We start from the raw sequence: 25474 nt of genomic DNA, 5'->3' as shown, positions 1-25474 counted from the left end.
AGACGGAAGATCCCCCATGACCAGCTCCACGCAAACTGCCGCCGACCTCTCCAAGGACATCGCCCGCGTCTTCGCCGCGCAGCAGGAGAATCAGTGGAACGTCAAAGCCACTGGCGCCGCCGAGCGCAAGGCAAAGCTGGCCAAGCTGAAGGCCGCTGTCGAGGCACATGCCGACGACATCGTGAAGGCCGTGCTGGAAGATACGCGCAAGCCCGAGGGCGAGATCCGCGTGACCGAGGTGCTGAACATCGTCGGCAACATCCAGCTCAACATCGACAGCCTCGAGGACTGGATGGCGCCGACCGAGGTCACGCCTTCCAAGAACCCCAACGACAAGGCCCGCATCGTCTATGAAGCGCGCGGCGTCTGCCTCGTCCTCGGCCCGTGGAATTTCCCGCTCGGCCTCACGCTCGGTCCGGTCGCCGCGGCCGTCGCCGCCGGCAATTGCTGCATCGTGAAGCTCACCGATCTCTGTCCCGCCACCGCGCGCGTCGCCGCCCAGATCATCGGCGAGGTGTTCCCGGAGAACGAAGTCGCCGTGTTCGAAGGCGATGTGAGCGTCGCCGAGGCCCTGCTCGAACTGCCCTTCAACCACATCTTCTTCACCGGCAGCACCCGCGTCGGCAAGATCGTGATGGCCGCCGCCGCCAAGCATCTGGCCTCCGTGACGCTCGAGCTGGGCGGCAAGTCGCCGGTCATCATCGATGACGGCGCGGACGTCGGCGCGATCGGCGCGGCGCTCGCCGGCGCCAAGCAGTTCAACGGCGGCCAGGCCTGCATTTGTCCCGACTATGTCTTCGTGAAGGAAGACCAGAAGGACGCGCTCGTCGAATCCTTCAAGACCAACGTCCAGAACAATCTCTATGGCGATGACGGCGCGCTCAAGAAGGAGAGCATCGCGCAGGTCGTCAACAAGGGCAATTTCAACCGCGTGAAGGGCCTGTTCGACGATGCCGTGGCGCAAGGCGCGACGGTCGCCGTGGGCGGCACCTTCGAGGAAGCGGACCTCACCGTCCACCCGACCCTGCTGACCGACGTCACCCCGCAGATGAAGATTCTGCAGGAAGAGATTTTCGCGCCGCTGCTCCCGGTGATGACCTACGATACGCTCGATCAGGCGATCGGCTATATCGAAGCGCGCGACAAGCCGCTGGCGCTCTATGTGTTCAGCCCGGACGAAGCCAATGTCCAGAAGGTGCTGGACCGCACCTCGTCGGGCGGCGTCACCGTCAACGGCGTGTTCTCCCACTATCTGGAAAACCGTCTCCCCTTCGGCGGTGTCAACGGCAGCGGCATGGGCAGCTATCACGGCTATTTCGGCTTCAAGGCCTTCAGCCACGAGCGCGCGATCTATCTGCATCAGTAAAGTCGAGCGGTGCTCGGCGTAGTCCGATCTTGGACTTGACGGACTCTCGTCACTAGCCCCTCCCCTTCAGGGGAGGGGTTGGGGTGGGGCTGGACCCCGCAGATCAAGCATTGCTGTCCTACAAACCCCGCATCATGCCATAAGCTCAGCCGGTCCAGCGCCGATCCTGCTCTTTGACCCCGTCAAAAATCCCGAAAATTCAACAACCTCGCTCACCCCGAGCCGGACTTTCGCGCATCCACCATGCGTCATACGTGCGAAGTTACGGAAGTTACGCCCAAAACCGACGGAAATCCGCCAGTTCTACGCCAATGCAACGGGCAGAATCTGCGCCTTTCCATGCAAACAGGGCGAAGTTAGCCGCCAAAGCGCCAAAACAGGCTCACCAAGCCCGAGTCCCGCGCGCGCGCCGAAACGACGACGGCGCCGGAGCCTTTCCGCCCCGACGCCGTCCGTTCCTGTCGAGCGCTCAGCAGCGCGCGCGATCGATCAATGCGCGTTGACCGGCTCGTCCATGAGCATGACCTTGGTCTCGAGATAGGCCGAGAGACCCGGCACACCGCCTTCGCGGCCAACGCCAGACTGCTTGTAGCCGCCGAACGGCAGCGCCCAATCGACCTTGAGGCCGTTCTGCGCGATGCCGCCGGTGCGCACGCGGCGAGCGACGTCATAGGCCTTTTGCGGATCGTTGGTCAGCACCGAGCCGGAGAGGCCATAGTTGCTGTCGTTCGCCACGGCGATCGCATGCTCCTCGTCCTCGACCGGGATGATCGAGAGTACGGGGCCGAAAATCTCTTCCTGGGCAATGCGCGACTTGTTGTCGACATTGGCGAAGATCGTCGGCTCGATGAAATAGCCCTGGTTGAGATGCGTCGGGCGATTGCCGCCGGTGACGAGGTCGGCGGTCTTCTTGCCTTCCTCGATGTACATCTCGACGCGCTCGAGCTGGCGCTTCATCGCGAGCGGGCCGAGCTGGGTCGACGGATCGTCCGAATAGCCGATCTGGATCTTCTTGAACTCGGCGGCCAGCGCATCGGTGATCTCGTCATGGCGCGCCTTGGGCACAATGAGACGGGTCAGCATCGCGCAGACCTGGCCGGAGAGCAGGGTGATCGTGCCAGCCATCAGCTTGGCGGTCTGCTCGGCGGTGAAGTCGTCGCGCACGATCGCCGCGGACTTGCCGCCCAGCTCCAGCGTGTAGCGGCCGATGCGCTCGCCCATGACGGTGGCGATGCGCTTGCCGGCGGCGGTCGAGCCGGTGAAGCTCACCTTGTCGACGCCGTGGTTGTTGACCATGTGGTCGGCCGCTTCGCGGTGACCGCAGACCAGATTGACGGCACCGGCGGGCACGCCCGCGGCTTCGCAAGCCTCAGCGATGATATAGGCTTCGAGCGGCGTTTCCGGCGACGGCTTCATGATGACCGTGCAGCCGGTGATCAGCGCATTGGCGACCTTGCTCGCCATCAGGCCATAAGGCGCATTCCAGGGCGCGATGGCGGCAACGACGCCGACCGGCTCGGAGACGAGATAGGCCTTGCCGGCCGCCTCGGTGTCATACGTCTTCACATAGTCGTAGTTGACGCCAACTTCGCGGACCATGTCGAACTGGCCGGTGCCGCCGGCGACGATACCGGGCGCCATCACGGCGAGGCCGCCCATCTGCGCGGTCCAGGCCTTGGCCAGTTCAGGCTCGCGGGTGCGCAGGTGGGCGCTGATCTTCTTCATGATCTCGTTGCGCTCGGCGACGCTCTTGCGCGGCCACGCGCCACGATCAAAGGCTTCGCGGGCGGCGGCGACGGCAGCGTCCATGTCCGCCTCGTCGGCCTCGGCGACAGCGCCGACGACCTGCTCCGTGTTGGGCGAGACGAGCTCGATCATGCGGCCGCTATGCGGGGCGCGCCATTCGCCGTTGATCCAGACCTTGTCCGGATTCTTCACGAAAACGCCATCGGGGTTCTGGGCCATGCTCACTCTCCTCAAGATTTCCGCGCAGGCCACACGATCATCCGCATCAACCTGTCGCTGCTCAGAATGGCTCCGCGTGCGGCGAAGCCGGGGATTAGACCGTTTGCATGTAAGCATCGCCACGGGAGTCGCAAGCGCAAACGATCAACGCGGAAGCGTTTAACATGATAAATAAAGCACAGCAATGGCGATTGCGGAACTCTGGACCTTGCGCACACGCGACGAGCCAAAAAACGGTCGCTCAGCGCGGCTCCACCGCCGTCAGCGCATCGACCGCCCGGCGCGTGAGCAGGATGCGTTGCTTGACCTCCTGCGGCGACAAGGCGGCCCGGATTGGCCGCGATCAGCGCCATGGTCGAGAATGTGCCCGATCGCAGCCCGAACGGTTCGAACGCCGCCACAATGCGCGATGACAAGAGGTTGCGTAGCAGGCGGATCGCCGGCCCGATGCTGTCGCGGAGCAACCCGAAGTTATTGGCCTCGATCGCATGGGGGGGCCTGGATGTGCGTGGTCGTCCTGTCCTGCTTTCCTGCGTTGCGAAGCCGCTCGGGACAACTCGTCAAAAATTAGCGGAGAATGCAATTGTTGGATTTCACAACGATCTTGACTTGCATGTCGCTGGCGGTTCAGACGTGCATATGGATAAGTCAAATCCGGCAACATGAGGCGCTTCGGTGATTACCCGCAGAGCCGATGCGGCGGGACCACGCGGAGAGGAGACCCCATGATTACCGTTAACCAACTGCATCCCCTCTTCTTCGGCGAGATCGTCGGCGCCGACCTCACGGCCGAACCGACCGAGGATCTGCGCCAGACCGTCCAGGACGCGATGGACAGGCATGGCGTCTGCGTGGTGCGGCAGGGGCCGATCACGGACGAGGAGCATATCCGCTTCGCTCGCCTGTTCGGCCCGCTGGAATTGCCCCCCGGCTATGGCACGCGCCCGCGCGGCCGGATGGCGCCGGAGCTGTTCTTCGCCGGCAATCTGGACCTGGAAGGCAATATCAAGCCGCTTACGCCCGCCAGCCAGAATGTCGCCAAGGGCGCCGAGCGCTTCCATGCCGACAGCTCGTTCAATCCGCTGCCGAGCAAATGGTCGATGCTGCGCGGCGTCGAGTGCCCGCCGCCCGAGATCGGCGGCGATACGCTCTTCGTCGATCTGCGCGCCGGCTATGCCGCGTTGCCGCAAGCGCTCAAGGACAGGATCGACGGCAAGATGGGCATCCACGATTTCTGGATGGGCCGCAAATATGCCGGGCTGGAAGTCACCGACGAGATGAAGGCCAATATGCCGATGCCGCCGGTGCACCATCCGCTGGTCCGCGTCTCGGGCGACGGGCGCAAGGCGGTGTTCGTCGGCGGCCATTGCGTCGGCGTCGAGGGGATGGGCGAAGAGGAAGGCCATGCGCTGGTCGAGGAAATCTACGACATCATCACCCAGCCCGAATTCATCCATCGCCATCACTGGACCGTCGGCGACATCGTGATCTGGGACAATCGCTTCGCGCTCCACGCTGCGACCCCGCTCGACACCGATCAATATCGCCGCGACATGCGACGCGCCACGATCAACGAGAGCGGCGACGAGATCGACAGCTACGAATATCGCCGCCGTCAGAAAGAGAGCGCCGCCTGAGCATGACGACCGGGGGGACGCAGACGACGCCGGGAGCTGGCAAGGAAGCGGAATCGACCAGCGGCATAAGCTGGCCGTCGCCCCGTCAGGCCTGGACGGCGATGGGCGTGCTCGCGCTGGTGCGCATGTCCGCCCAGCTCGATCTCACGATCCTGTCGCTGCTGGTCGAGCCGATCAAGAAGGACATGGGCCTGAGCGACGGCCAGATCGGCCTGCTGCTCGGTCTTGCCTTCGCGGTCTTCTATCTCGGCCTCGGTGTGCCGCTTTCCAAGCTGGTCGACAGCTACAGCCGCAAGACGATCCTCGCGTTCGGCGTCGCCTTCTGGAGCATCAGCACGGCCATGTCCGGCCTTGCGACCAATTTCGTGCAGCTCTTCTTCTGCCGCGCGGCCGTGGGTGCCGGCGAGTCCGTGAACGGCCCGGCGACCTTCTCGATGATTGCCGACATGTTCCCGCGCGAGCGGCTTGCTCGCGCCATCGCCGTGCTGAACATGGGGTCGGTCGCTGGCACGGCGGTGGCGATGATCTTCAGCGCATTCGTCATCCACTGGCTCGAGACGATCGAGATGCCGAACTTCCCGATCATCGGCACGCCGCGGCCGTGGCAGGCCGTGTTCTTCATCATCGGCCTGCCCGGCCTGTTCTTCGCGCTCATGATGTACGCGCTGCCCGAGCCGCGGCGACAGGGCGGCCCGGTCAAGGCGGAGAGCTTCGGCGGCATATTGCGCTTCATGAAGGCCAACTGGCGCCTGTTTGCGCCGCTCTTCGTCGCGCTGCTGGTGAGCGGCATCGAGAGCGGCGGCGCGGGCATGTGGCGCCCGGCCTTCCTCACGCGGACCTATGGCTGGTCCCCGGCGCAGGTCGCGCTGGTGAGCGGCATCGTCTCGCTGGTCACCGGTGTCGCGGGCGTGTTCCTCGGCTCCTTCCTGTCCGAGTATCTCGCCAGGAAGTACGACAATGCGAACCTGCGCGTCGTGCTCACCGGCTGGATCATCGCGACGCCGTGCATGGTCGCCTATCCGCTGGTCGACAATCCTTGGGTGTCGGTCACCATCTCCGGCATTGCGAGCCTTGCCGCGCTGATGGGCGCGCCAACCCAGAATGCGGCGCTTCAGAGCGTCGTGCCCGGCCATATGCGCGGGCAGATCACAGCGCTGTATCTGCTGACCTTCACCCTTGCCGGATCGGGCATCGGGCCGAGCTTCATCGCCGCGATCACCGAATATGTCGTCGGCGACGAAGCGGGCCTGCGCTATGCGCTCTCCGGATCGGCGGCGGTCATGATGCCGCTCGCGATCGTCATCATGATCTTCGGCCTCAAGCCCTATGCCGCCCGCATCGCCCAGCTCAAGGCCGAGGAAGCGCGTGGCTGACGGGTCACTCGCGCGGCAGATAATCCTCCGCCATCGCCGCCTCGATGCCGGCATGGCGCGCCTTCACGGAGTCGAGGAACGCCGGGTGCGTGATGACGTAGAGCTTGTTCGTCTCGATCGCATGGACAGTCTGGCGGCCGACCAGCAGCGGATCGAGCCAATAGTTCACGCCCGATGGATTGGCCGGCAGCGCGCCATGCGGATTGTCGCGCGAGCGGAAGGGACTATCGACCTGAAACTCGGCCGGGCGCATCGTCTCCGTCTCGGAGATGTTGGTCGCGACCGGGCCGGGGCAGACGACCGTCGTGCCGATGTCCAGCCTCTTGGCTTCCAGCTCGACGCGCAGATGCTCGGTGAGCGAGATGACGGCCGCCTTGGTCGGGGCGTAGATGCCGCGCGTCAGCCGTGCGCTCATGATGCCGCCTTCGGACGCAGTGTTGACCACATGGCCGCCCATGCCGTGCGCCTTGATGCGCGGAAGCGCGGCGACGAGGCCATTGGCGACGCCGATCAGATTGACGCCGACGCCCCAGTCCCAGTCGGCATGCGTCGCCTCGTCGACCGGACCGGCAATGCCGACGCCGGCATTGTTGACGATGATCTGGAGCGGGCCGAGCTTCGCCTCGGTCTCGTCGAGCGCGGCGGCATAGCCGGGCCGGTCGGTGACATCGAGCCGCAGCGCCAGGCAGCGATCCGCCCAGCCCTCGCGCGCGGCGATCTCGCCCACTTCGGCAAGGCGAACATCGTTGACGTCGCACACGGCGACCTTGGCCCCGGCCGCGGCCAGCGCACGCGCCATGCCGAGCCCGATGCCGCTCGCCCCGCCGGTCACAAAAGCCACGGCGCCCGAAACGCTCTTCATGTTATTATTGCCTCCAGCAACTTTTCTTTGAGGCGGCGTTCCACACAGTTTCGCTGCGCCTGTCAATAAACAATCGGAGTTTCAGAAATGTCTGTCGATCTCTATCATGGAGAGCCTGCGTCAAACAGCTTGAAGGTTCTGCAAGCGATCCATGAGAAAGGCGTTCCTTTCAATAGCCATTATATAAATCTGACGAAATTCGAGCAGCATGATCCGCAATATCTGAACATCAACCCTGCCGGGCAAGTGCCAACACTTGTTCATAACGGACGAGTTCTTACCGAATCCACGATCATCAACGAATATATCGATGACGCCTTCGACGGCCCCGCGCTGAAGCCGAGCGACCTGTATGACCATCATCTGATGCGCGTCTGGACCAAATATGTGGACGAGGTGTTCCGCCCGTCCCTCTCCTTCCTCGCTTGGCACGCGCTCATTCCGGGCCTCGCCAAGTCGTTGCCCGAAGGCGAGTTCGAGCAGCGCCTCGGCCGCATTCCGCTCAAGGAAAAGCGCGACAAATGGGCGCTGGCGGCAAGCGGCGGCTTCACCGAGCGGGAGCTGGAGACCTGGCGACACAATCTCGCCGAGGTGACCGACCGCGTCGAGGCGGCCCTCACCGGGCATGACTGGCTGGTCGCGGACCAGTTCACGCTCGCCGATATCGCCGTCTTCGCCATGGCCAACGGCATGCCGCGCGGACACCCGCATTTGTGGAACGAGGAGCGCGCGCCCAATGCCATGGCCTGGCTCGCGCGGATGCGGGCGCGGCCCGGCGTCGCGGCGGCGCTGGCCATGCCGAACCATACCAATTTCGTGGCGCAGGAAGAGGCGTAACCCAATTTCGTCAGCCCCCTCCTCGTCATCCCAGCGAACGCTGGGATCTCATCCGGCAGCGGCGCGCCCTCGCGGAGGAGACCCCAGCGTTCGCTGGGGTGACGACTAAGGGGGATGCGCGGCATCACGCCAAGACGCAGCCTGAATAGCCGGGCAGCTTCCCCTGCCCCGCGCCGCCGACGCTTACCAGCGGCTCGACCAGCGCGGGCACGCCCTTGGGCCAGACCGCATCCTCCGGTCCCATATTGAACAGGCATTGCAGCCGCTCCTCGCCGAAGCGGCGCTCGAACAGCAGCACGCTCTCGCCGACATGACGGAAGCGGCTGGTGCCCCAGCGGATCGCCGGATGTGCCTTGCGGAAGGCCAGGAGCGCGCGCGTCAGGTGGAGCAGCGAGCCGAAATCCTTTTCCTGCACGTCCACGGCGATGGCGGCGTGATCCGGACCAAGCGGCAGCCAGGGCTTGAAGCTCGAAAAGCCACCATACATGGCCTTGCCCTGCCAAGGCATCGGCGTGCGGGCGCCGTCGCGCGAGAGCGTGAGCGGCCAGTTGGCGATCGCCTCCGGGTCCTGCAGATCCTCGAAGGCGATCTCGACCTGCGTCAGCCCCAGCTCCTCGCCCTGATACAGGAAGATGTTGCCGCGCAGGCAGAGCAGCAGCAGCATCTTCATCGCCGCGAAGCAGATGCGCGTCGCCTCGTCCGTCTCTTGTGGCAGCCAGCGGGAAATGGCACGCGGCGCATCGTGATTTTCGAATGCCCAGCTCGGCCAGCCGGTGCCGGGGCGATCCGACCACTGGCCGATCGCCGCCGCGATCGCGGCGGGCGTCAGCGCGGGCGCATAGAGGAAATCGAAGCCATAGCTGGTGTTCAGCCGCGTCTCGCCCTTGGTGTAGAGCTTCATCTCGCGCAGCGAATCCTCGCCGCCGATCTCCGCCACGGTGAAGGCGCCATAATCCGCGACCAGCGCGCTGATCCGCTCTATGAACTTCGGGATGTCGCGATGACCCTGATTATGGAGCCGCCGCTGATAGTCGAACGGCCGGGTGCGCGGCTGGTCTGAGGGGGGCTGAGGCGGATTATCGCGCAGCCCCTTGTCCTGCATCAGGAAGTTGAGCGCATCGAGCCGGAAGCCGTCCACGCCGCGCTCCAGCCAGAAGCGCGCGGCATCGAGCAGAGCCTGCTGCACGGCCGGATTGTGCCCGGCGAGCTGCGGCTGCTCCTTCAGGAAATTGTGGCAATAATATTGGCGGCGGCGCCCGTCCCATGTCCAGGCCGGACCGCCGAACACGCTCTGCCAATTGGACGGCGGCGAGCCCTCGGGCTTGGGATCGTGCCAGAGATACCAGTCGCCATGCGGGCCATCGGGATCGTTGCGGCTCGATACGAACCAGGGATGCTGGTCCGAGGTATGCGCATAGACCTGATCGACGATGATCCTGAGACCGAGCGCATGCGCCTTCGCGACCAGCGCATCGAAATCGGCCTGCGTGCCGAAGATCGGATCGACATCGCAATAGTCCGACACGTCATAGCCGAAATCGCGCATCGGCGAGGTGAAGAAAGGCGAGAGCCAGATCGCGTCCACGCCGAGGCTGGCGACATAGTCGAGATGCGCCGTGATGCCCGGCAGATCGCCGATGCCGTCGCCGTTCGAGTCCGCGAAGCTGCGCGGATAGATCTGGTAGATGACGGCGCCGAGCCACCAGGGCAGGCTGGCGGGATCGCGCTGGCTGATGGGGAGGCTGGAAGGCTTTTGCTCGGTCATGCGCTCAGACTGCATAGAAGAGGACGCGGTGCAATGCGGCAAGCGGCGACAGGCGGCGACAAGCGCCTCAGATGTGCGTTCGGGTCGGTCGGCTGCACGTAATTTTCTTTCGAAAGTTCGGAAAGTTCGGGGGTCGGAGCATATTTTTTCTTTTCGATCTCTCCGGTCAGGCGAGTCTTGAAGGAGGATGCCATCGCGACTTTGCTGTAGGACAGAGGCAAAATGGCGATACGGACCAAGCCCGGCATATGTGCGCGCAAGCGGCGCTATCGCACGGAGCGCGATGCGCGCGCCGTCGCGCTTGCGGCGGACGTGCCGCTGCGCCCCTATCGCTGCGAACTCTGCCGCGACTATCACCTGACCAGCCGGACCAAGGGGATGCGGAGCCTGCGGCCGCTGGAGTGAGCGGCTTTGCGAATCCGGTTCGCCTCTCTAAGGACCAGACAAAGTCATCGCACAGGAGAGAGGGATGCGGTTCAAGGACAAGGTGGTGCTCGTGATCGGCGGCAATAGCGGCATCGGCCGCGCGTCGGCGGAGGCATTCGCGGCGGAGGGCGCGCATGTGTGCCTCACCGGCCGCTCGCAGAAGACGATCGACGAGACCGTGGCCGCCATTCCGGGCGCGCAAGGATTTCGCGCCGACATCGCGGACATCGAGAGCAATGCCGATGTGCTTACGGCGATCGGGGATGCGCATGGGCGGATCGACGTGCTGTTCGTCAATGCGGGCGTCGGGGCCTTCGTGCCGGTGCCGGATGTGACCGCGGAGCAATGGGACGAGATCCACGACGTCAATCTGCGCGGTTGTTTCTTCGCGGTGCAGAAGGCGCTGCCGCTGATGGCCAAGGGCGGATCGATCGTCATCACCGGCTCGATCGGATCGGTCGCGGCGGTGCCGGGCAATGTGATCTACGCTGCGGCCAAGGCGGGTCTGCGCGCGGTAGCGCGGACGCTGGCGGTCGAGCTGATCGGACAGGGCATTCGCGTCAACATGGTCAGCCCGGGGCCGACCGAGACGCCGATCATCAACCGCAGCGGCCTGCCGCCGGAAGGCGTGGCGGGCCTGCGCGACCTCATGACCGATGCGGTGCCGATGAAGCGGATGGGCACACCGGCGGAAATCGCGCGGCCGGTGCTGTTCCTGGCGTCGGACGAGGCGAGCTTCATTACCGGCATCGACCTGTACGTCGATGGGGGATGTGTCGAGCTTTAGGGGGCTCTATCTCCCCTCCCTTTCAGGGAGGGGTCGGGGGTGGGTAGCCGCGCGTCGCGCGGCTCGCCAGGTTTCAGACATGCACCGCATTCCGCCCGATCTCACCATGAGAGCTAGAAGCTTGCGCAATGGGCAAACCGAGGCCGAGCGTAGAGTTTGGCAACGGATTTCCCGCTATCGACCGCGATTCACTCGGCAGCTCGCTATTGGGCCTTATATCGTTGATCTTGCTTGCCGGTCAGCGAAGCTGGCTGTGGAATTTGACGGCTCGCAACATCTGGAAGCTCAGGATTATGATGAGCGTCGGACGAGCTTTCTCGCCACTCAAGGATGGACCGTCGTCCGTTTCTGGAACAGCGAGGTCGTCGATAATCTCGATGGTGTTGTCGATACAATCCTTGCGAAGACCGCCGAGTGCCTCGGTGGCACCCACCCCCGGCCCCTCCCTTCCAGGGAGGGGAGAAGACTGGCCTAATTCGCCATCCAGCCCTAAGGCGCGATCAGGGAGGCTGATACGTGCCGCATATCGACATCACCTACTATGTCTGCGCGTTCATCGCGGTCGTGCTGTCCGGGCTCGGCAAGGGCGGTTTTTCCGGCCTGGGTGCGCTGTCGATGCCGATCCTTGCGCTCGCCATCGATCCGGTGCGCGCGGCCGCCATCTTCCTGCCGATCCTGATCGTGCAGGACGCGGTCAGCGTCTGGGCCTTCCGCCACAATCTCGACCGTTATGTGCTGATGATCATGGTGCCCGGCATGGCGATCGGCGTGGTTGTGGGGTATCTGTTCGCAGCGCAGGTTTCCGCCAATGCCGTGCTGGGGGCACTGGGCCTCATCTCCATCATCTTCGGTCTGCACCGGCTCTGGCTGGAGCGCGGCAAATCGATCGCGCTGCCGTCGGACTCGCCCGGCTGGGTCGGCATGCTGTTCGGCGTCGCCTCCGGCTTCACCAGCCAGATCGCGCATGCCGGCGCCCCGCCCTTTCAGATGTGGGTGCTGCCGCGCCGACTTCCGCGCGACATCCTGATCGGCACCTCGGCCGTGTCCTTCGCGATCATGAACTGGCTCAAAGTGCCGGCCTATGCCGCGCTCGGGCAGTTCACCCGACCCAATCTGACTGCGACCGCCATCCTCGTCCCGATCGCCCTGCTCTCGACCTTTGCGGGCGTGAAGCTGGTGCGCAAGGTCGATCCCGAGCGCTTCTATACCCTGATCTACGTGCTGATGGTGCTGCTCGGGGTCAAGCTGGCGACCGACGCGATCTTCTGAGGGCTTCTCGCCCGGGGAAGGGATGGCGCGGCGCCCCCACGCTTTGCGGCGAATGTGGCGGCTCAGAACAGCCGGGTCAGGGCATAGAAAAGGGCGCCTACCGCAGCCGATGCGGGGATGGTGATGACCCAGGCGGTGACGACGCTCTGCGCCACGCCCCAGCGCACCGCCGAGGCCCGGCGCGCGACGCCCGCGCCGATCACGCAGCCGGTGATCGTGTGCGTCGTCGAGACCGGAATGCCGAGCAACGAGGCCGAGAAGACGATGACCGATCCGCCCATCGAGGCGCTGAAGCCCTGATGCTGTGAGAGCTTGGTGATGCGCGACCCCATGGTCTCGATGATCTTCCAGCCGCCGGTCATCGTGCCGAGCGCGATGGCGATGTAGCAGGCGATGGCGACCCAGTGCGGCACATGGAACTCGCCCTGCAGATAACCGGTCGAATAGAGCAGCACGGTGATGATGCCCATCGTCTTCTGCGCGTCGTTGAGGCCGTGGCTGACCGAATAGGCGGCGGAGGAGAGCAGGTGCAGGAACTTGAACGTGCGGTCCGCCATGCGCGCGTTCGTGCGGCTGAACAGCCAGCTGGTGACCAGCATGATGAGCATCGAGAGCAGCATGCCGAGCGTAGGCGAGAGGACGATGGCAATCAGCGTCTTGTTGAGCCCGCTCCACTCGATGCCGGTCATGCCCGCATGCGCGACGCCCGAGCCGATGAGGCCGCCAACCAGCGCGTGGCTGCTCGAGGACGGAATGCCCTTGAGCCAGGTCACGACATTCCAGAACATGGCACCGATAAGCGCGCCGAAGATGACTGCCGGGGTCACCAGTTCCTTGTCGATGAGGCCTGCCCCGACCGTTTCGGCGACCTTGTGCAGCGCCGGGAAGGCAAGCGTCAAGAAATAGGCCGCGAAGTTGAAGAAGGCTGCGAACAGCACGGCCGTCACCGGCCCCAGCAGGCGCGTCGCCACCACCGTCGCGATGGAATTGGCGGCGTCATGCAGGCCATTCAGAAAGTCGAACGCCAGCGCGATCACGATGAGCGCGATCAGCAGCGGAAAGGCGAGCTCGTGCATCCGGGCAGGGCTCAGGCGTGCTCGATGACGATACCGTCAATCTCGTTCGCAACATCCTCGATCGCATCGACGATCCGCTCGAGATGATTGAAGATCTCGCGGCGCACGATGAAGCCCATGGGATCGGTCTGCCCGACATTGCGATAGGCATTTTTGAGGCCGGCCCGGTGGATATGGTCGGCATGGCCTTCCATGCGCACCAGCCGCTCGGTGAGCTCATGCAGCCGCTTGCTGTTGCGGCCGACGTCGCGCAGCAACGGCATCGCCTCCGACAGGACGCGCGTCGAATCAACGATGATCGCCGCCATGTCGCGCATTTCCTGCTCGAATGTGGTGACGTCGTAGAGATCGATCGCGGCGACGGCGGCATTCATCTCGTCGATGGAATCGTCCATCGAGCCGATGAGGCTGATGATCGCGCTGCGATCGAACGGCGTCAGGAAGGTCTGGCGGACTTCGCGCAATATCTCGCGGATGATCTCGTCGGCGTCATTCTCGCGCTCGACCACTTCGCGGATATGATCCTCGCGATGCTCGCCGTCATGCAGCAAGCGGCTGAGTGCGTCCGCGCCGGCCACGATCGTCTTCGCATGCGCCTCGAACAGGTCGAAGAAATTTCCCTGCTTGGGCAGCAGGCGCTGAAACCAACCGAACATTCTGCTTATCCCCGATTTCTGGGCGACGGCTTCCAGGATATTCTCCCGCCGGGCCGCGACCTTGAATTGCGAGCTGGCGAAGGAGCGGATGAGATCGCGCAGGTCGCTTTCCTCGACCGCGTCGGCCGCCTCGGCCAGCGTGAACCAGCGCCGCTCGCGCTCGCGGCTTTCCTTCCACTGCGCCAGTTCGCGGCTGACCGCGAGCGGAAACACCTCGACATCGACCATCAAAGACGCGCCGTTGCCGCGCCGCTTGCGATAGCGATAGGAACCGAGCGGCGTCGGGCAAACCGCGCCGATCACGCCCGCTTCCTCTTCCGCTTCTTCCGCCGCCGCGCGATGCGGATCGGCGCCGGCCGCTGCATTGCCCTTGGGGATCACCCAGCGCTTCGTCTCGCGCGAGGTGATCAGCATGATCCGGATCGGTGCGTCTGAGGCGTCGCTATCGCTCCGGTACGGCAAGGCAGCAATTTGTCGGATCGGCAGTCTCCCCCAAGAGCAATCGCTCCGCGGCGGAATGTTACACTTTCATGACAGTTGCAATCGCGAAGCGCAGCAATCCGCGATAATTTGTGGATAACGGCCGGACAGAAGCGACGTTCCCGTCCGACGTGCGAGCGCGAACGCCCTATTTCCGGCTCGCGACATCCAGAACCGTTTCCATGGCAACATAGGTGGACGTGCTGGCCACATGGGGAAGTGTCGAGATCTTCTCGCCGAGCACGGTGCGGTAGCGGCGGATATCGGGCGTGCGGACCTTCAGCAGATAGTCGAAGCTGCTCGCGATCATATGGCACTCCTCGACTTCCGGAATGCGGCGGACGGCGGCATTGAATTCACCGAGCGCTTTCTCGCGGGTGTCGGAGAGTTTCACCTCGGTGAAGGCGACATGATCCATGCCAAGCTTGCGCGGATCGACGATGGCGCGGAAGCCGGCGATGACGCCGCTTTCGACGAGACGCTTGAGGCGCATCTGGCACGGCGTCTTGGAGAGGCCGACCCTGGCGGCCAGATCGGTGACGGTCATGCGGCCATCATGCACGAGCGCATCGACGATCTTGCGATCGAAGACATCCAGTTCGACTGACATTACCGGATCAGACATGCATTTCGACTATCATCTCGCCTATTCAAAGGCAAATTACCTAGTATATGTTCTACCATAAGTCTGATCGACCATGAGATTTGCAGTAGGATTGGCCATGGCCGATCTCCCCGCTCCCTTCGCCGCTTTCGCCCCGCCCATCGCCGAGCAGTCCTCGCTGCGCCGGGCGATCACCGCCGCCTATCGCCGCCCCGAGCCGGAGTGCATCGCCGCCCTGCTCCCTGCCGCGACCTTGCCTGCGGCCATGCGGGCCTCGGCGCAGGAAACGGCGCGCATGCTGATCAACCGGCTGCGCGCCAAGCACAAGGGGACGGGGGTCGAGGGACTCGTCCAGGAATATGCGCTTTCGAGCCAGGAAGGCGTGGCGCTGATGTGCCTCGCCGAAGCGCTGTTGCGCATCCCCGACACGGCGACGCGCGACGCGCTGATCCGCGACAAGATCGTGCCGGGTGACTGGGCGTCGCATCTGGGCGGCGGGCGCTCGCTGTTCGTCAATGCCGCGACCTGGGGGCTGATCGTGACGGGCAAGCTGGTCGAGCCGGTGCATGACGGCAGCCTCGCTTCGGCGCTGACCCGCCTGCTGGCGCGCGCGGGCGAACCGGTGGTGCGGCGCGGTGTCGATCTCGCCATGCGCATGATGGGCGAGCAGTTCGTGACCGGCGAGACGATCGACGAGGCTCTGAAGCGCGCCCGGCGCGAAGAGGAAAAAGGCTTCACCTACAGCTTCGACATGCTGGGCGAAGCCGCCGCGACCGCCCATGACGCCGCGCGCTATTATGACTCCTATGAGACCGCCATCCACGCGATCGGCAAGGCCGCCAAGGACCGCGGCCCCTATGCCGGTAACGGCATCTCGATCAAGCTCTCGGCCCTGCATCCGCGCCATGCCCGGAGCCAGACCGACCGTGTGATGGGCGAGCTGCTGCCGCGCGTGGCGGCGCTGGCCGCGCTCGCCAAGCGCTACGACATCGGCTTCAACATCGACGCGGAGGAAGCCGACCGGCTGGAGCTCTCGCTCGACCTGCTGGAGAGCCTCGCGCTCGACCCGGCGCTCGTCGGCTGGAACGGCCTCGGCTTCGTGGTGCAGGCCTATGGCAAGCGCTGCCCCTTCGTCATCGACTGGGTGATCGACCTTGCGCGGCGCGCCGGGCGGCGGATCATGATCCGGCTGGTCAAGGGCGCCTATTGGGATGCGGAGATCAAGCGCGCTCAGGTCGATGGCCTGCCCGACTTCCCTGTCTATACGCGCAAGATCCACACCGATGTCGCCTATGCCGCCTGCGCGGCGAGGCTGCTGGCGGCGAAGGATGCGGTGTTCCCGCAGTTCGCAACCCACAATGCGCAGACGCTGGCGACGATCTACGAGATGGCCGGCGCCGCTTTCACGCATGGCGACTATGAGTTTCAGTGCCTGCACGGCATGGGTGAGCCGCTGTACGAAGAGGTCGTCGGCCCGGACAATCTCGGGCGGCCTTGCCGGATTTATGCGCCGGTCGGCACGCATGAGACCTTGCTTGCCTATCTGGTGCGACGCCTGCTGGAGAACGGGGCGAATTCGAGCTTCGTGAATCGCATTGCCGATCCGCGCGTCTCGGTCGAGGAACTGATTGCCGATCCGGTGATGCAGGTCGCCGCCATGCCGGTGCCGGGCGCGAAGCACGACCAGATCGCCCTGCCCGCCAATCTCTATCCCGATCGGCGCAACTCAGCCGGGCTCGATCTCAGTAACGAGGATGGACTGGCTGCGCTGAGCGCGGCGCTGCGCGAGAGCGCGGCGACGGACTGGACGGCAGCGCCGGAAAGCGGCGCGGGCGCGACCCGGCCCATCCTGAATCCGGCGGATCATCGCGACGTGGTCGGCACGGTCACGGAGATGGCCCCGGAAGATGCGACGGCTGCCGTCGCACGCGCCGCCGCCTCGACATGGAGTGCCGTTCCGGTCGCCGAGCGCGCGGCCTGCCTCGATCGCGCCGCCGATCTGCTGCAGGTGCGGCTGCCGGTGCTGCTCGGCCTCATCATGCGCGAGGCGGGCAAGTCCGCGCCCAACGCCATTTCCGAAGTGCGCGAGGCGATCGACTTCCTGCGCTATTATGCGGCGCAGGCGCGAGGCACGCTTGCGCAGGCCGTCCCGCTCGGACCGGTCGTCTGCATCTCGCCGTGGAATTTCCCACTGGCCATCTTCACCGGGCAGATCGCTACGGCGCTGGTCGCGGGCAATGCCGTGCTGGCCAAGCCCGCTGAGGAAACGCCGCTGATCGCTGCGCAGGGCGTTCGCATCCTGCATGAAGCGGGCATTCCGGCCGATGCCCTGCAAATCATCACCGGTGATGGCGCCGTGGGCGCGGCGCTGGTTGGCGCGAGCGAGACGGCGGGCGTCATGTTCACCGGCTCGACCGAAGTGGCGCGGCTCATTCAGGCGCAGCTAGCCGGGCGCCTCTCCGCGAGCGGCAAGCCGATCCCGCTGATCGCCGAGACGGGCGGGCAAAATGCGATGATCGTCGACAGCTCCGCCCTGCCCGAGCAGGTGGTGGCAGACGTCATCGCCTCGGCCTTCGACAGCGCGGGCCAGCGCTGCTCGGCACTACGCATCCTTTGCTTGCAGGAAGACATTGGCGACCGGACGCTGACGATGCTGAAGGGCGCCCTGCGCGAATTGCGCGTGGGGCGGACGGACAGCATCGCAGTCGATGTGGGGCCGGTCATCACCGCCGAGGCGAAGGAGACGATCGAGGCGCATATCGCGGCGATGCGCGCCAAGGGTCGCAAGGTGGAGCAGCTCCCGCTCGGCGAGGAGACCGCGTACGGCACTTTCGTGCCGCCGACGATCGTCGAGCTGGACAGCATCGCGGACCTGAGCCGCGAAGTGTTCGGCCCGGTGCTGCATGTCATCCGCTATCGCCGGGCCGATCTCGACCGACTGATCGATGCGATCAACGCGACCGGCTATGGCCTCACCTTCGGCCTGCACACGCGGCTGGAGGAGACGATCGCGCGCGTCACCAGCCGGGTCCGCGCTGGCAATCACTACGTCAATCGCAACATTATCGGCGCGGTCGTCGGCGTCCAGCCATTTGGCGGACGGGGCCTTTCGGGCACTGGTCCCAAGGCCGGCGGGCCACTCTATCTCGGTCGGCTGGTGCAAGGTGACGTGCATCCGCTGCCGGCCGCGCAGGGACGCCCGGACCCCGGCCTCAGCGATTTCATCGCCTGGCTGGATCGCAAGGGCGAGACGAGCGCCGCTGCGACTGCGCGGGCTTATGCCGTCCGCTCCCCGCTCGGCATGGAGCGTGAACTCCCCGGCCCGGTCGGCGAGCGCAATCTCTATGCGCTGCACGCACGCGGAACGATCCTGCTGATGCCGCACAGCCCGGCCGGCCTCTATCAGCAGATCGCCGCTACGCTTGCGGCAGGCAATCAGGGCCGGATCAAGGGCATGGCGCTCCCTGCCGATCTACCGGCCAGCGTGACCGCCCGTTTTGCCCCGGCACACGACACGCCGCTCGGTGGCGCGCTGGTCGAAGCGACGCCCGATCGCCTGCTCGCCGCTCTGCAGGACATCGCGGCGCGGCCCGGCCCGGTGTTGCTTGTGCAGGGCGCATCCCCGGCCGATTGCGCCGATGGCCCCGCCTATCGGCTTGACTGGCTGATCGAAGAAGTCGCAACCTCAATCAACACGACGGCATCCGGCGGCAATGCAAGTCTCATGACGATTGCCTGAAGTACCCCATCGACGAACGAACCGCGCAAGTGAAGCTGGCATGAGTTCAGTATCTTTTGTGTGGTTTCGATCAGTGCTGCCACTCGTCCTGCCGCAATTGACGCCTGAGTTGACGATCCGAATGCTTTCAAGTTGGACTAGTCAACTCCGGCTTGTTAGCGTCGCCTTCCCAGTGGTGGAAACCGGCTGCCTTCGCATAAGCGACTGAGCGGCCGGGGGCAGGCCGCCCGGGCGGAGGGCTCATGTATCGGCTGGCCCAGTTCGATGTGACGCGCCGGTTCGCGAGTCCGGCGACCCGTCTCGCTGCGCAGATCGCTTTCGGGCTGGCTTGCACCGGCGCGATGCTAGGTTTCCTTATGATCATCCGGCAATGGCTGGCGCTCTCCGGTCCCTTCATCTTCATTTTTCCCGCCGTGCTCATCGCGACACTTTACGGGCACTGGCAGGCAGGCCTGGTCGCGCTGTTCGCGAGTGTCGGAGCCATGTGGTATCTCGTTGCGCCGAACGCCGAGGCGCTCAACTTTCAAGAAACGACGCCGAGTGCGCGTGCAGTGCTGGCGCTGGCGATTGGTGCCATCCTGCTGTTCCTGGCCGAGACTTTCCGCGGCACCGTGGCCCGCCATGCCGGCGCACGCGACCGTGAGATCGAGCGTTGCGAAGTGCTGCTGCGCGAGCTTGAGCATCGCACACGCAACAATTTCTCGCTGGTCGCCAGCCTGCTCGAGTTCCAGCGTCGCCAATCGACCTCGCCCGAGGTCAGGAAGGCGCTCGATCAGGCGGTGAGCCGGGTTCACACCTTTGCCGACGCTTACTCCCAGTTCGACACGACCTCGCCCGAGGGGACGCAGGTGGACATGAAGTCCTATCTCGCGCGGCTATTGGACCGCGTCTCGGACGCGCTGTTCGACGGCGAGGTGAACATCGAGAGCGATATCGCGGCCATGGCGCTGCCGAGCAAGAAGGCGGTGGCGATCGGCCTCTATGTCAACGAGGCGCTGACCAATTGCGCCAAATATGCCTTTCCGGAAGGCGAGGCCGGCACGATCAGCGTGACGCTCAGGCCGGAACATGGCGGTTGGCGGCTGACCGTCGCGGACAATGGCGTCGGCGATGCCAATGGCCGGAGCGAGCGCACGGACGGGCGCAGCAGCGGCCTCGGCGCCGCGCTGTTCCAGGCGCTCGCGGCGCAGGCCGGGGGCACGCATGAAGTGACCCTGCCCGGCACCGGACGGCGGCTCGACCTCGTCAGCGGCGGCTAGACCGGCAGGCCGACATAATTCTCGGCTATGCTGGTCTGCGCGGCGCGGCTCGACGCGATATAGTCCAGTTCGGCCACCTGCATCGCCCGCTCGAACGGGCCATCCTCGGGGAAGCGATGCATGAGGCGAGTCAGCGACCAGGAGAAGCGCTCGGCTTTCCAGACGCGAGCCAGCGCGCGGTCGGAATAACCGGCGACGGCGTCGGCATCATTACGGCGGAAGAAAGCGGTGAGCGCCTCGGCGGCATAATGGACGTCGCTCGCAGCGAGATTGAGTCCCTTGGCACCGGTCGGCGGCACGATATGGGCCGCGTCCCCGCAGAGCAGCAGATTGCCGTGGCGCATCGGCGCGAAGACATAGGAGCGCAGCGGCGCGATCGACTTCTCGATCGAAGGGCCGCGCGTGATGTTCGCTGCGGCTTCCGGGCCGAGGCGGATGGCCAGCTCGTCCCAGACGCGATCGTCCGGCCAGTCCTCCAGCTTCTCGGTCAGCGGCACATCGATATAATAGCGGCTGCGCACTTCGCTGCGCTGGGACGCGAGCGCGAAGCCGCGCTCGTGATTGGCGTAGATCAGCTCATGATTGCAGGGCGGCACATCGGCCAGAATGCCGAGCCAGCCGAACGGATATTCACGTTCATACTCACGCGCGACGCCGGCCGGGATCACCCGCCGGCTGGGACCGTGAAAGCCGTCGCAGCCGACGACGATGCGCGCACTCACGCGGTGCGCCTGGCCGTCCTTCTCGTAGGTAACGAAAGGTGCGTCGCTCTCGACATCGTGCAGCGCGACGTCGTTCGCCTCATAGACGACAGTCAGCCCACGCTCGGCGCTCGCATCCATCAGGTCGCGGGTCAGTTCGGTCTGGCCGTAGACGACGACATGGCGGCCCGTGAGATCGGCGATATCGATGCGGATCAGGCGCTCCCCGTCGGCGAGATTGAAGCCATCGTGGATCAGCCCTTCCGCCTTTAGCCGGCTATCGAGCCCCAGTCGTTCCATGAGGCCGACGGTCACCTGCTCGAGTACGCCGGCGCGGATGCGGCCCAGCACATAATCGGGCGATTGCCGCTCCAGCACGACGCAATCGATGCCTTCGGCTCGCAGCAAATGCCCCAGCAGCAGCCCGGCGGGACCGGCGCCCACGATGCAGACCTGCGTCTTATCCTCTCTCTCGCTCATGCCCGACTTGTCCCGCAACGCTGACGATTTTGGAAGGGACGGTTCGGACACTCTCTGGTATTATCCGGACATGATGCAAAACGAAGACTCTATTCCGGAATATGCACTCTACGGAGATAATCAGGTATTTTCGGCCGAAGATTTCTTCCATTGCGAGACGATCGCGGCACGCAGCGAGCGGTACAATTGGGAAATTTCGGAACATCTCCATACGGCGCTCGGGCAAATCCTGTTCGTCGCGCGCGGCGATGTCGAGGTGCGGTTCGGCCCGGCTCGTCTCTCCTTGTCCGGTCCCATGCTTGTGCTCGTGTCTCCCGGCGCAGCGCATGGGTTTCGCTTCTCGCCGAGGGTCCTGGGCTTCATCGTGACGGTCTCGGTCGATTTTCTCGAAAGCCTGGGTCGAACGGATGTGCTGCGTCGGCGGATGCGGGAATCGACCTTTCACAAGCCCTCGCCGGAGGACGCACGCGCACTGTTGCAGGTGGGGCGGCAATTGCTGGCGGCTGAGCAGGACCGGTTCGATCCGGATGGACACCGGCTGCACCGCAGCCTCGCCGAAGCCTGGATGAGGCTCGCCACGCGCCCGCATGTGTGCGCCGCACTCACACCCGCGCCGATCCCGCAACGCTTCCTCTCGCTGGTCGAGACCAACTATCGCGCGCACAAACCGCTGCGCTGGTATGCCGAGCAACTGGGTTGCACGGTGCGGACACTCTCCCGCCAGACGGAAGAGGCCTTCAGTATGTCGCCGCTGCGCGTGATCAGCCGGCGATTGTCGCTCGAAGCACGGCGGATGCTGCGCTCGTCCAACGCGAGTTGCGGCAATATCGCGGCAGAGCTGGGCTTCGAGGACCCGTCCTATTTCTCGCGCTTCTACCTGCAGAATACCGGCAGACGGCCGAGCGAGGAGAAGCGGGGGAACTAGGGGGGTTGAACGCCTCTCACTACCTGTTCCCCGGCGAAGGCCGGGGTCCAGAATCGGCGCGAAGCGCCGAAGGCACGCTAGCGCGTGCGTCTGTTGTAGAGGGCTGGACCCCGGCCTTCGCCGGGGAACAGTAAGGATGATGAGTCCCCTCCCTCAAGGGGAAGAGGCAATCGCTCAGATCGGGAAGTGCCCTGGCAGCGTCTCGACCGTGATCCAGCGCAGCTCGGTGAAGCTGTCGATACCGGCCTTGCCGCCGAACCGGCCATAGCCGGATCCTTTCATGCCGCCGAACGGCATCTGCGCTTCGTCATGCACGGTCGGGCCGTTGATGTGGCACATGCCGCTCTCGATGCGGCGCGCGACCTGCAACCCCTTGGCGATGTCCTTGGTGAACACCGAGGCGGAGAGGCCATATTCGGTGTCGTTGGCCAATTCGATCGCATGCTCGGTGTCGCGCGCGCGGATGATGCCGACCACCGGGCCGAAGCTCTCGTCGCGGAACAGCTTCATGTCGGTCGTCACCTTGTCGATGACGTGGGCTGGCATGAGGACGTTCTGCGTCGTCTCGCCACCGGTCAGCGCGACCGCGCCCTTGGAAATCGCGTCCTCGACCAGGCTGTAGCAATGCGCCACGGTCTTGGCATCGACCACGGCGCCGAGCGGCGTCGTGCCCGCGACCGGATCGCCCACCGGCATGGACCTGACCTTGGCACCGAACTTCTCGACGAACGCATCCGCGATCGCCTCGACCACGATGATCCGCTCGGTCGACATGCAGATCTGCCCCTGGTTCATGAACGCGCCGAACGCGGCGGCCTTCACAGCCTCGTCGAGATCGGCATCCTCCAGGATGATGAGCGGCGCCTTGCCGCCCAGTTCGAGCAGGCAGGGCTTCAGATGCTCGGCGGCGCGCTTGGCGATGATCTTGCCGACCGCAGTCGAGCCGGTGAAGTTGATGCGCTTCACTTCCTTGGCATCGATCAGCGCGCCGACGACATCACCGGCATCGGCCGGCGCATTGGTCACGACATTGACCACGCCTTCGGGGAAGCCCGCTTCGGCAAACGCCTCGATGATCAGCCCATGGGTGCGCGGGCAGGTCTCGCTGGCCTTCAGGATCACGCTGTTGCCGCAGGCGAGCGGCACGGCGATGGCGCGCACGCCCAGGATGATCGGTGCATTCCACGGCGCAATGCCAAGGATGACGCCGACCGGCTCGCGCAGCGCCATGGAGAGGCAGCCGGGCTTGTCGGACGGGATGACCTCGCCCGCGATCTGCGTGGTGAGCGCGGCGGCCTCGCGGATCATGCTGGCGGCGAGGCCAAGGTTGAACATGGCCCAGCCGGCGGTCGCGCCGATCTCGCCCATCATCGCCGCGACGAAGTCATCCTTCTTGGACTCCAGCGCCACAGCCGCCTTCATCAGGACCGCGCGGCGCGCATTGGGGCCCATCGCCGCCCAGGCTGGGAACGCCGCACCGGCCTTGGCCGCAACCGCCGGAATGTCCGATGCCTTCATCGCCGCAGCGCTCGACGCCACCGCGCCGGTCATCGGATTAAGACGGGTGAACTCCATGGCATCTCTCCTGCTTGGTCTGAAAAACGGAGACGACATGCAACGCCACAGGCATCGAGTCCAGATACTTGCTGCTCAGGTGAGCGGCGCCGTTTCCTCGGCGACGAGGCCGTCACTAACCGGCTCGGTGGATTCGTCGCGCCGATGCCGGATCGCGATGACGAAAGCACTCGCCAGCATGAGGATCAGCACGATGAACGGCAGCGGCCGCCAGACCGTGTAGAGCGAAACCGCCAGCACCGGCCCGAAGATCGTCGCGATCGACGCCGTGCTCATCAGCGCCGCCGCCACTTCGGTCTGGCGCTCCATCGGCACGACGAAGGACGAGGCCACCGCGACCCCCGGCCGCGCAATCGCGAAACCGGTATTCGCGATGATGATGCCCGCCACGATCACGCCATAGCTCGGATGGATGGCGAGGAGCGACAGGCCGGCCATGGCGAACAGCGGCCCGACGATCATCATCCTGCGCGGCGTGGGCTTGAGGCGCGGGATGAGGACAAGCTGCACCAGCAGGGTCGCCACCGCGCCGCCGGCAATGGCGCGGCCGATCCAGGGCTGAGCGGCATCGGGCGAGGTACGGATCACGTCGATGATGAGGAAGCCGACCGACTGGACCGTGCCGAGCACAGCAGTCGCGATCACGGTCGAGTAGATCAGGAATGCCCGCATCGCCGGCATGCGCCAGATGGGCTCGGTCTTTCCGGCAACGGCGGCGGGACGATCCGGCTGCGCGGTCGCTGTCGGGCTGTCGCTCGGCAGCAGGAACAGGAACGGGAACAGCAGCATCACGATCGCCGAGACGAGCAGCATCGGCCCGGCAAGGCCGATGCCCGGCACATGGATCAGGAACGGCGCGAGCGCCGGGCCGATCACCGTGCCGAAGGCCTGCGCCGAGGCAAGCGAGGCCAGCATCACCGCGCGCCGCTCGCGCGGGATGCGCTCGATGATATAGGCCTGACTCGCGGGCGTGCTGGCGAGGCCGACGCCGCCATTGAGGCTGCGCCCGACCATCATGATGATGAGGCCCGCAATCGGCGCGACGAGATGCTCGACCGCGATCCAGATCGACGCGCCGGTGAGCAGGCAGGCGAAGAACAGGCCGACCGCCCCGATCAGGATGACATGCTTGCGCCCGCGCCGCTGCGCGAGCCGGGCCCAGAACCCGCCGAAGATCATCCAGGCCGTCGCAGAGAGCGCCTGCGTCATGACGATCGCCACGTCGGGAATGCCCGCCGTTCGCCCCACGGACGGCAGCAGGCTGAACACCATCGTAACGCTGATATGGCCCAGCATCTGGAGCAGGTAGAGAAGGCCGAAATCGACCCGCCTCAGATTAGTCATTCACGGTCAAATCCCCGGCGCGACGAGGCGCCGACCCTTCTCTCCGCGCGCACTGATAGCGAGCTAAGTTGTATAAGGCTACTGATTTGGAGGGGAAATAAGCATACTCTCTAACCCCTCCCCTTCAGGGGAGGGGTTGGGGTGGGGAATAGAGCGTCGCGCCGATCGCTGCGCGATACCCACCCCCTGCCCCTCCCTTAAAAGGGAGGGGTGATCAGGAAAGCGCGTCGGCGACCGCCTTGCCGCATTCGACCGTGCCGGCCGAGCCTTTGAGGTCGGCGGTGCGCAGCTTCGGCTCGGCGAGGACCGTCTCGATCGCGCGCATGATCGCGGCGGCCGCCTCATGCT

Annotated in this window: 22 protein-coding genes; 12 read left to right on the top strand and 10 right to left on the bottom strand. The window is 65.1% G+C overall.

Features of this window, described 5'->3' with window-relative positions; translation table 11 throughout:
* Positions 1–16 precede the first annotated feature (16 nt).
* Positions 17–1366: an aldehyde dehydrogenase family protein gene (locus KM135_RS15480; protein ID WP_221714939.1), complete on the top strand. Its 1350-nt coding sequence runs from the start codon at positions 17–19 to the stop codon at positions 1364–1366.
* A 489-nt stretch (positions 1367–1855) separates the two neighbouring features.
* On the opposite strand, the gene KM135_RS15475 is transcribed toward KM135_RS15480, so the two are convergent.
* On the bottom strand, positions 1856–3331 hold the full coding sequence (locus KM135_RS15475; protein WP_221714938.1) for an aldehyde dehydrogenase: 1476 nt from the start codon (positions 3329–3331) through the stop codon (positions 1856–1858).
* 333 nt (positions 3332–3664) lie between these two features.
* Here KM135_RS15475 and KM135_RS15470 point away from each other — a divergent pair, with 333 nt between their 5' ends.
* From KM135_RS15470 to KM135_RS15460, 3 genes are read left to right on the top strand one after another with little or no spacing between them, the layout of a single operon-like run.
* Positions 3665–3997, top strand: a complete 333-nt coding sequence (locus KM135_RS15470) for a hypothetical protein (RefSeq protein WP_221714937.1) — start codon at positions 3665–3667, stop codon at positions 3995–3997.
* 59 nt (positions 3998–4056) lie between these two features.
* Positions 4057–4968 (top strand): TauD/TfdA dioxygenase family protein, encoded by a 912-nt coding sequence (locus KM135_RS15465; RefSeq protein ID WP_221714936.1) that lies wholly within the window; start codon positions 4057–4059, stop codon positions 4966–4968.
* Between the two features lie 2 nt (positions 4969–4970).
* Positions 4971–6341 carry an MFS transporter gene (locus tag KM135_RS15460; protein WP_221714935.1) on the top strand — a complete coding sequence of 457 codons (1371 nt, stop codon included), beginning with the start codon at positions 4971–4973 and terminating at the stop codon, positions 6339–6341.
* Between the two features lie 4 nt (positions 6342–6345).
* Here KM135_RS15460 and KM135_RS15455 read toward each other — a convergent pair whose 3' ends face one another.
* Positions 6346–7203, bottom strand: a complete 858-nt coding sequence (locus tag KM135_RS15455; RefSeq protein ID WP_221714934.1) for an SDR family NAD(P)-dependent oxidoreductase — start codon at positions 7201–7203, stop codon at positions 6346–6348.
* A gap of 87 nt (positions 7204–7290) precedes the next feature.
* Between KM135_RS15455 and KM135_RS15450 the strand changes: the two genes are divergently transcribed.
* Positions 7291–8040 (top strand): glutathione S-transferase family protein, encoded by a 750-nt coding sequence (locus tag KM135_RS15450; RefSeq protein WP_221714933.1) that lies wholly within the window; start codon positions 7291–7293, stop codon positions 8038–8040.
* A 124-nt stretch (positions 8041–8164) separates the two neighbouring features.
* Here the strand turns inward: KM135_RS15450 and KM135_RS15445 are convergent, their stop codons facing one another.
* Positions 8165–9805 (bottom strand): alpha-amylase family glycosyl hydrolase, encoded by a 1641-nt coding sequence (locus tag KM135_RS15445; RefSeq protein WP_221714932.1) that lies wholly within the window; start codon positions 9803–9805, stop codon positions 8165–8167.
* Positions 9802–9999 carry a hypothetical protein gene (locus tag KM135_RS15440; RefSeq protein ID WP_221714931.1) on the bottom strand — a complete coding sequence of 66 codons (198 nt, stop codon included), beginning with the start codon at positions 9997–9999 and terminating at the stop codon, positions 9802–9804. The genes KM135_RS15445 and KM135_RS15440 overlap by 4 nt, the downstream gene beginning before the upstream one ends.
* A 28-nt stretch (positions 10000–10027) precedes the next feature.
* Here KM135_RS15440 and KM135_RS15435 point away from each other — a divergent pair, with 28 nt between their 5' ends.
* The 4 genes from KM135_RS15435 to KM135_RS15420 all read left to right on the top strand — a co-directional run bounded on the left by KM135_RS15435 (position 10028) and on the right by KM135_RS15420 (position 12287).
* The gene (locus KM135_RS15435) at positions 10028–10210 is read left to right on the top strand and encodes a hypothetical protein (protein ID WP_221715070.1); all 183 of its coding nucleotides are present in this window, start codon (positions 10028–10030) and stop codon (positions 10208–10210) included.
* A 64-nt stretch (positions 10211–10274) separates the two neighbouring features.
* A complete protein-coding gene (locus KM135_RS15430; protein WP_221714930.1) occupies positions 10275–11018 on the top strand; it encodes an SDR family NAD(P)-dependent oxidoreductase in 744 nt (247 codons plus the stop codon).
* Positions 11019–11097: 79 nt separating this feature from the next.
* Entirely contained in the window at positions 11098–11493 is a 396-nt protein-coding gene (locus tag KM135_RS15425; protein ID WP_221714929.1) for an endonuclease domain-containing protein, read from the top strand.
* Positions 11494–11534: 41 nt separating this feature from the next.
* On the top strand, positions 11535–12287 hold the full coding sequence (locus KM135_RS15420) for a sulfite exporter TauE/SafE family protein (RefSeq protein ID WP_221714928.1): 753 nt from the start codon (positions 11535–11537) through the stop codon (positions 12285–12287).
* A gap of 62 nt (positions 12288–12349) precedes the next feature.
* Here KM135_RS15420 and KM135_RS15415 read toward each other — a convergent pair whose 3' ends face one another.
* From KM135_RS15415 to KM135_RS15405, 3 genes are all read right to left on the bottom strand, one after another.
* Positions 12350–13363, bottom strand: coding sequence for an inorganic phosphate transporter (locus KM135_RS15415; RefSeq protein ID WP_221714927.1), 1014 nt, complete (start codon positions 13361–13363; stop codon positions 12350–12352).
* An 11-nt stretch (positions 13364–13374) separates the two neighbouring features.
* Entirely contained in the window at positions 13375–14436 is a 1062-nt protein-coding gene (locus KM135_RS15410) for a DUF47 family protein (RefSeq protein WP_343228211.1), read from the bottom strand.
* A gap of 211 nt (positions 14437–14647) precedes the next feature.
* On the bottom strand, positions 14648–15124 hold the full coding sequence (locus tag KM135_RS15405) for an Lrp/AsnC family transcriptional regulator (RefSeq protein WP_221714925.1): 477 nt from the start codon (positions 15122–15124) through the stop codon (positions 14648–14650).
* A gap of 97 nt (positions 15125–15221) precedes the next feature.
* Here KM135_RS15405 and putA point away from each other — a divergent pair, with 97 nt between their 5' ends.
* Positions 15222–18842: a trifunctional transcriptional regulator/proline dehydrogenase/L-glutamate gamma-semialdehyde dehydrogenase gene (putA, locus tag KM135_RS15400; RefSeq protein ID WP_221714924.1), complete on the top strand. Its 3621-nt coding sequence runs from the start codon at positions 15222–15224 to the stop codon at positions 18840–18842.
* A 242-nt stretch (positions 18843–19084) separates the two neighbouring features.
* Positions 19085–20101 carry a sensor histidine kinase gene (locus tag KM135_RS15395; protein ID WP_221714923.1) on the top strand — a complete coding sequence of 339 codons (1017 nt, stop codon included), beginning with the start codon at positions 19085–19087 and terminating at the stop codon, positions 20099–20101.
* On the opposite strand, the gene pobA is transcribed toward KM135_RS15395, so the two are convergent.
* The gene (pobA, locus tag KM135_RS15390) at positions 20098–21282 is read right to left on the bottom strand and encodes a 4-hydroxybenzoate 3-monooxygenase (RefSeq protein ID WP_221714922.1); all 1185 of its coding nucleotides are present in this window, start codon (positions 21280–21282) and stop codon (positions 20098–20100) included. The two genes, KM135_RS15395 and pobA, sit on opposite strands and share 4 nt — an antisense overlap.
* Positions 21283–21352: 70 nt before the next feature.
* On the opposite strand from pobA, the gene KM135_RS15385 reads away from it, so the two are divergent.
* Positions 21353–22207, top strand: a complete 855-nt coding sequence (locus KM135_RS15385; RefSeq protein WP_221714921.1) for a helix-turn-helix domain-containing protein — start codon at positions 21353–21355, stop codon at positions 22205–22207.
* A 174-nt stretch (positions 22208–22381) separates the two neighbouring features.
* Here KM135_RS15385 and KM135_RS15380 read toward each other — a convergent pair whose 3' ends face one another.
* Entirely contained in the window at positions 22382–23782 is a 1401-nt protein-coding gene (locus KM135_RS15380) for an aldehyde dehydrogenase (protein WP_221714920.1), read from the bottom strand.
* A gap of 75 nt (positions 23783–23857) precedes the next feature.
* The gene (locus KM135_RS15375; protein ID WP_221714919.1) at positions 23858–25126 is read right to left on the bottom strand and encodes an MFS transporter; all 1269 of its coding nucleotides are present in this window, start codon (positions 25124–25126) and stop codon (positions 23858–23860) included.
* Between the last annotated feature and the right edge of the window lie 348 nt (positions 25127–25474).

It is taken from the genome of Sphingobium xanthum, from assembly GCF_019737615.1.
In the GTDB taxonomy this organism is placed as follows: domain Bacteria; phylum Pseudomonadota; class Alphaproteobacteria; order Sphingomonadales; family Sphingomonadaceae; genus Sphingobium; species Sphingobium xanthum.
This window is presented reverse-complemented; position numbering and strand designations above follow the sequence as displayed.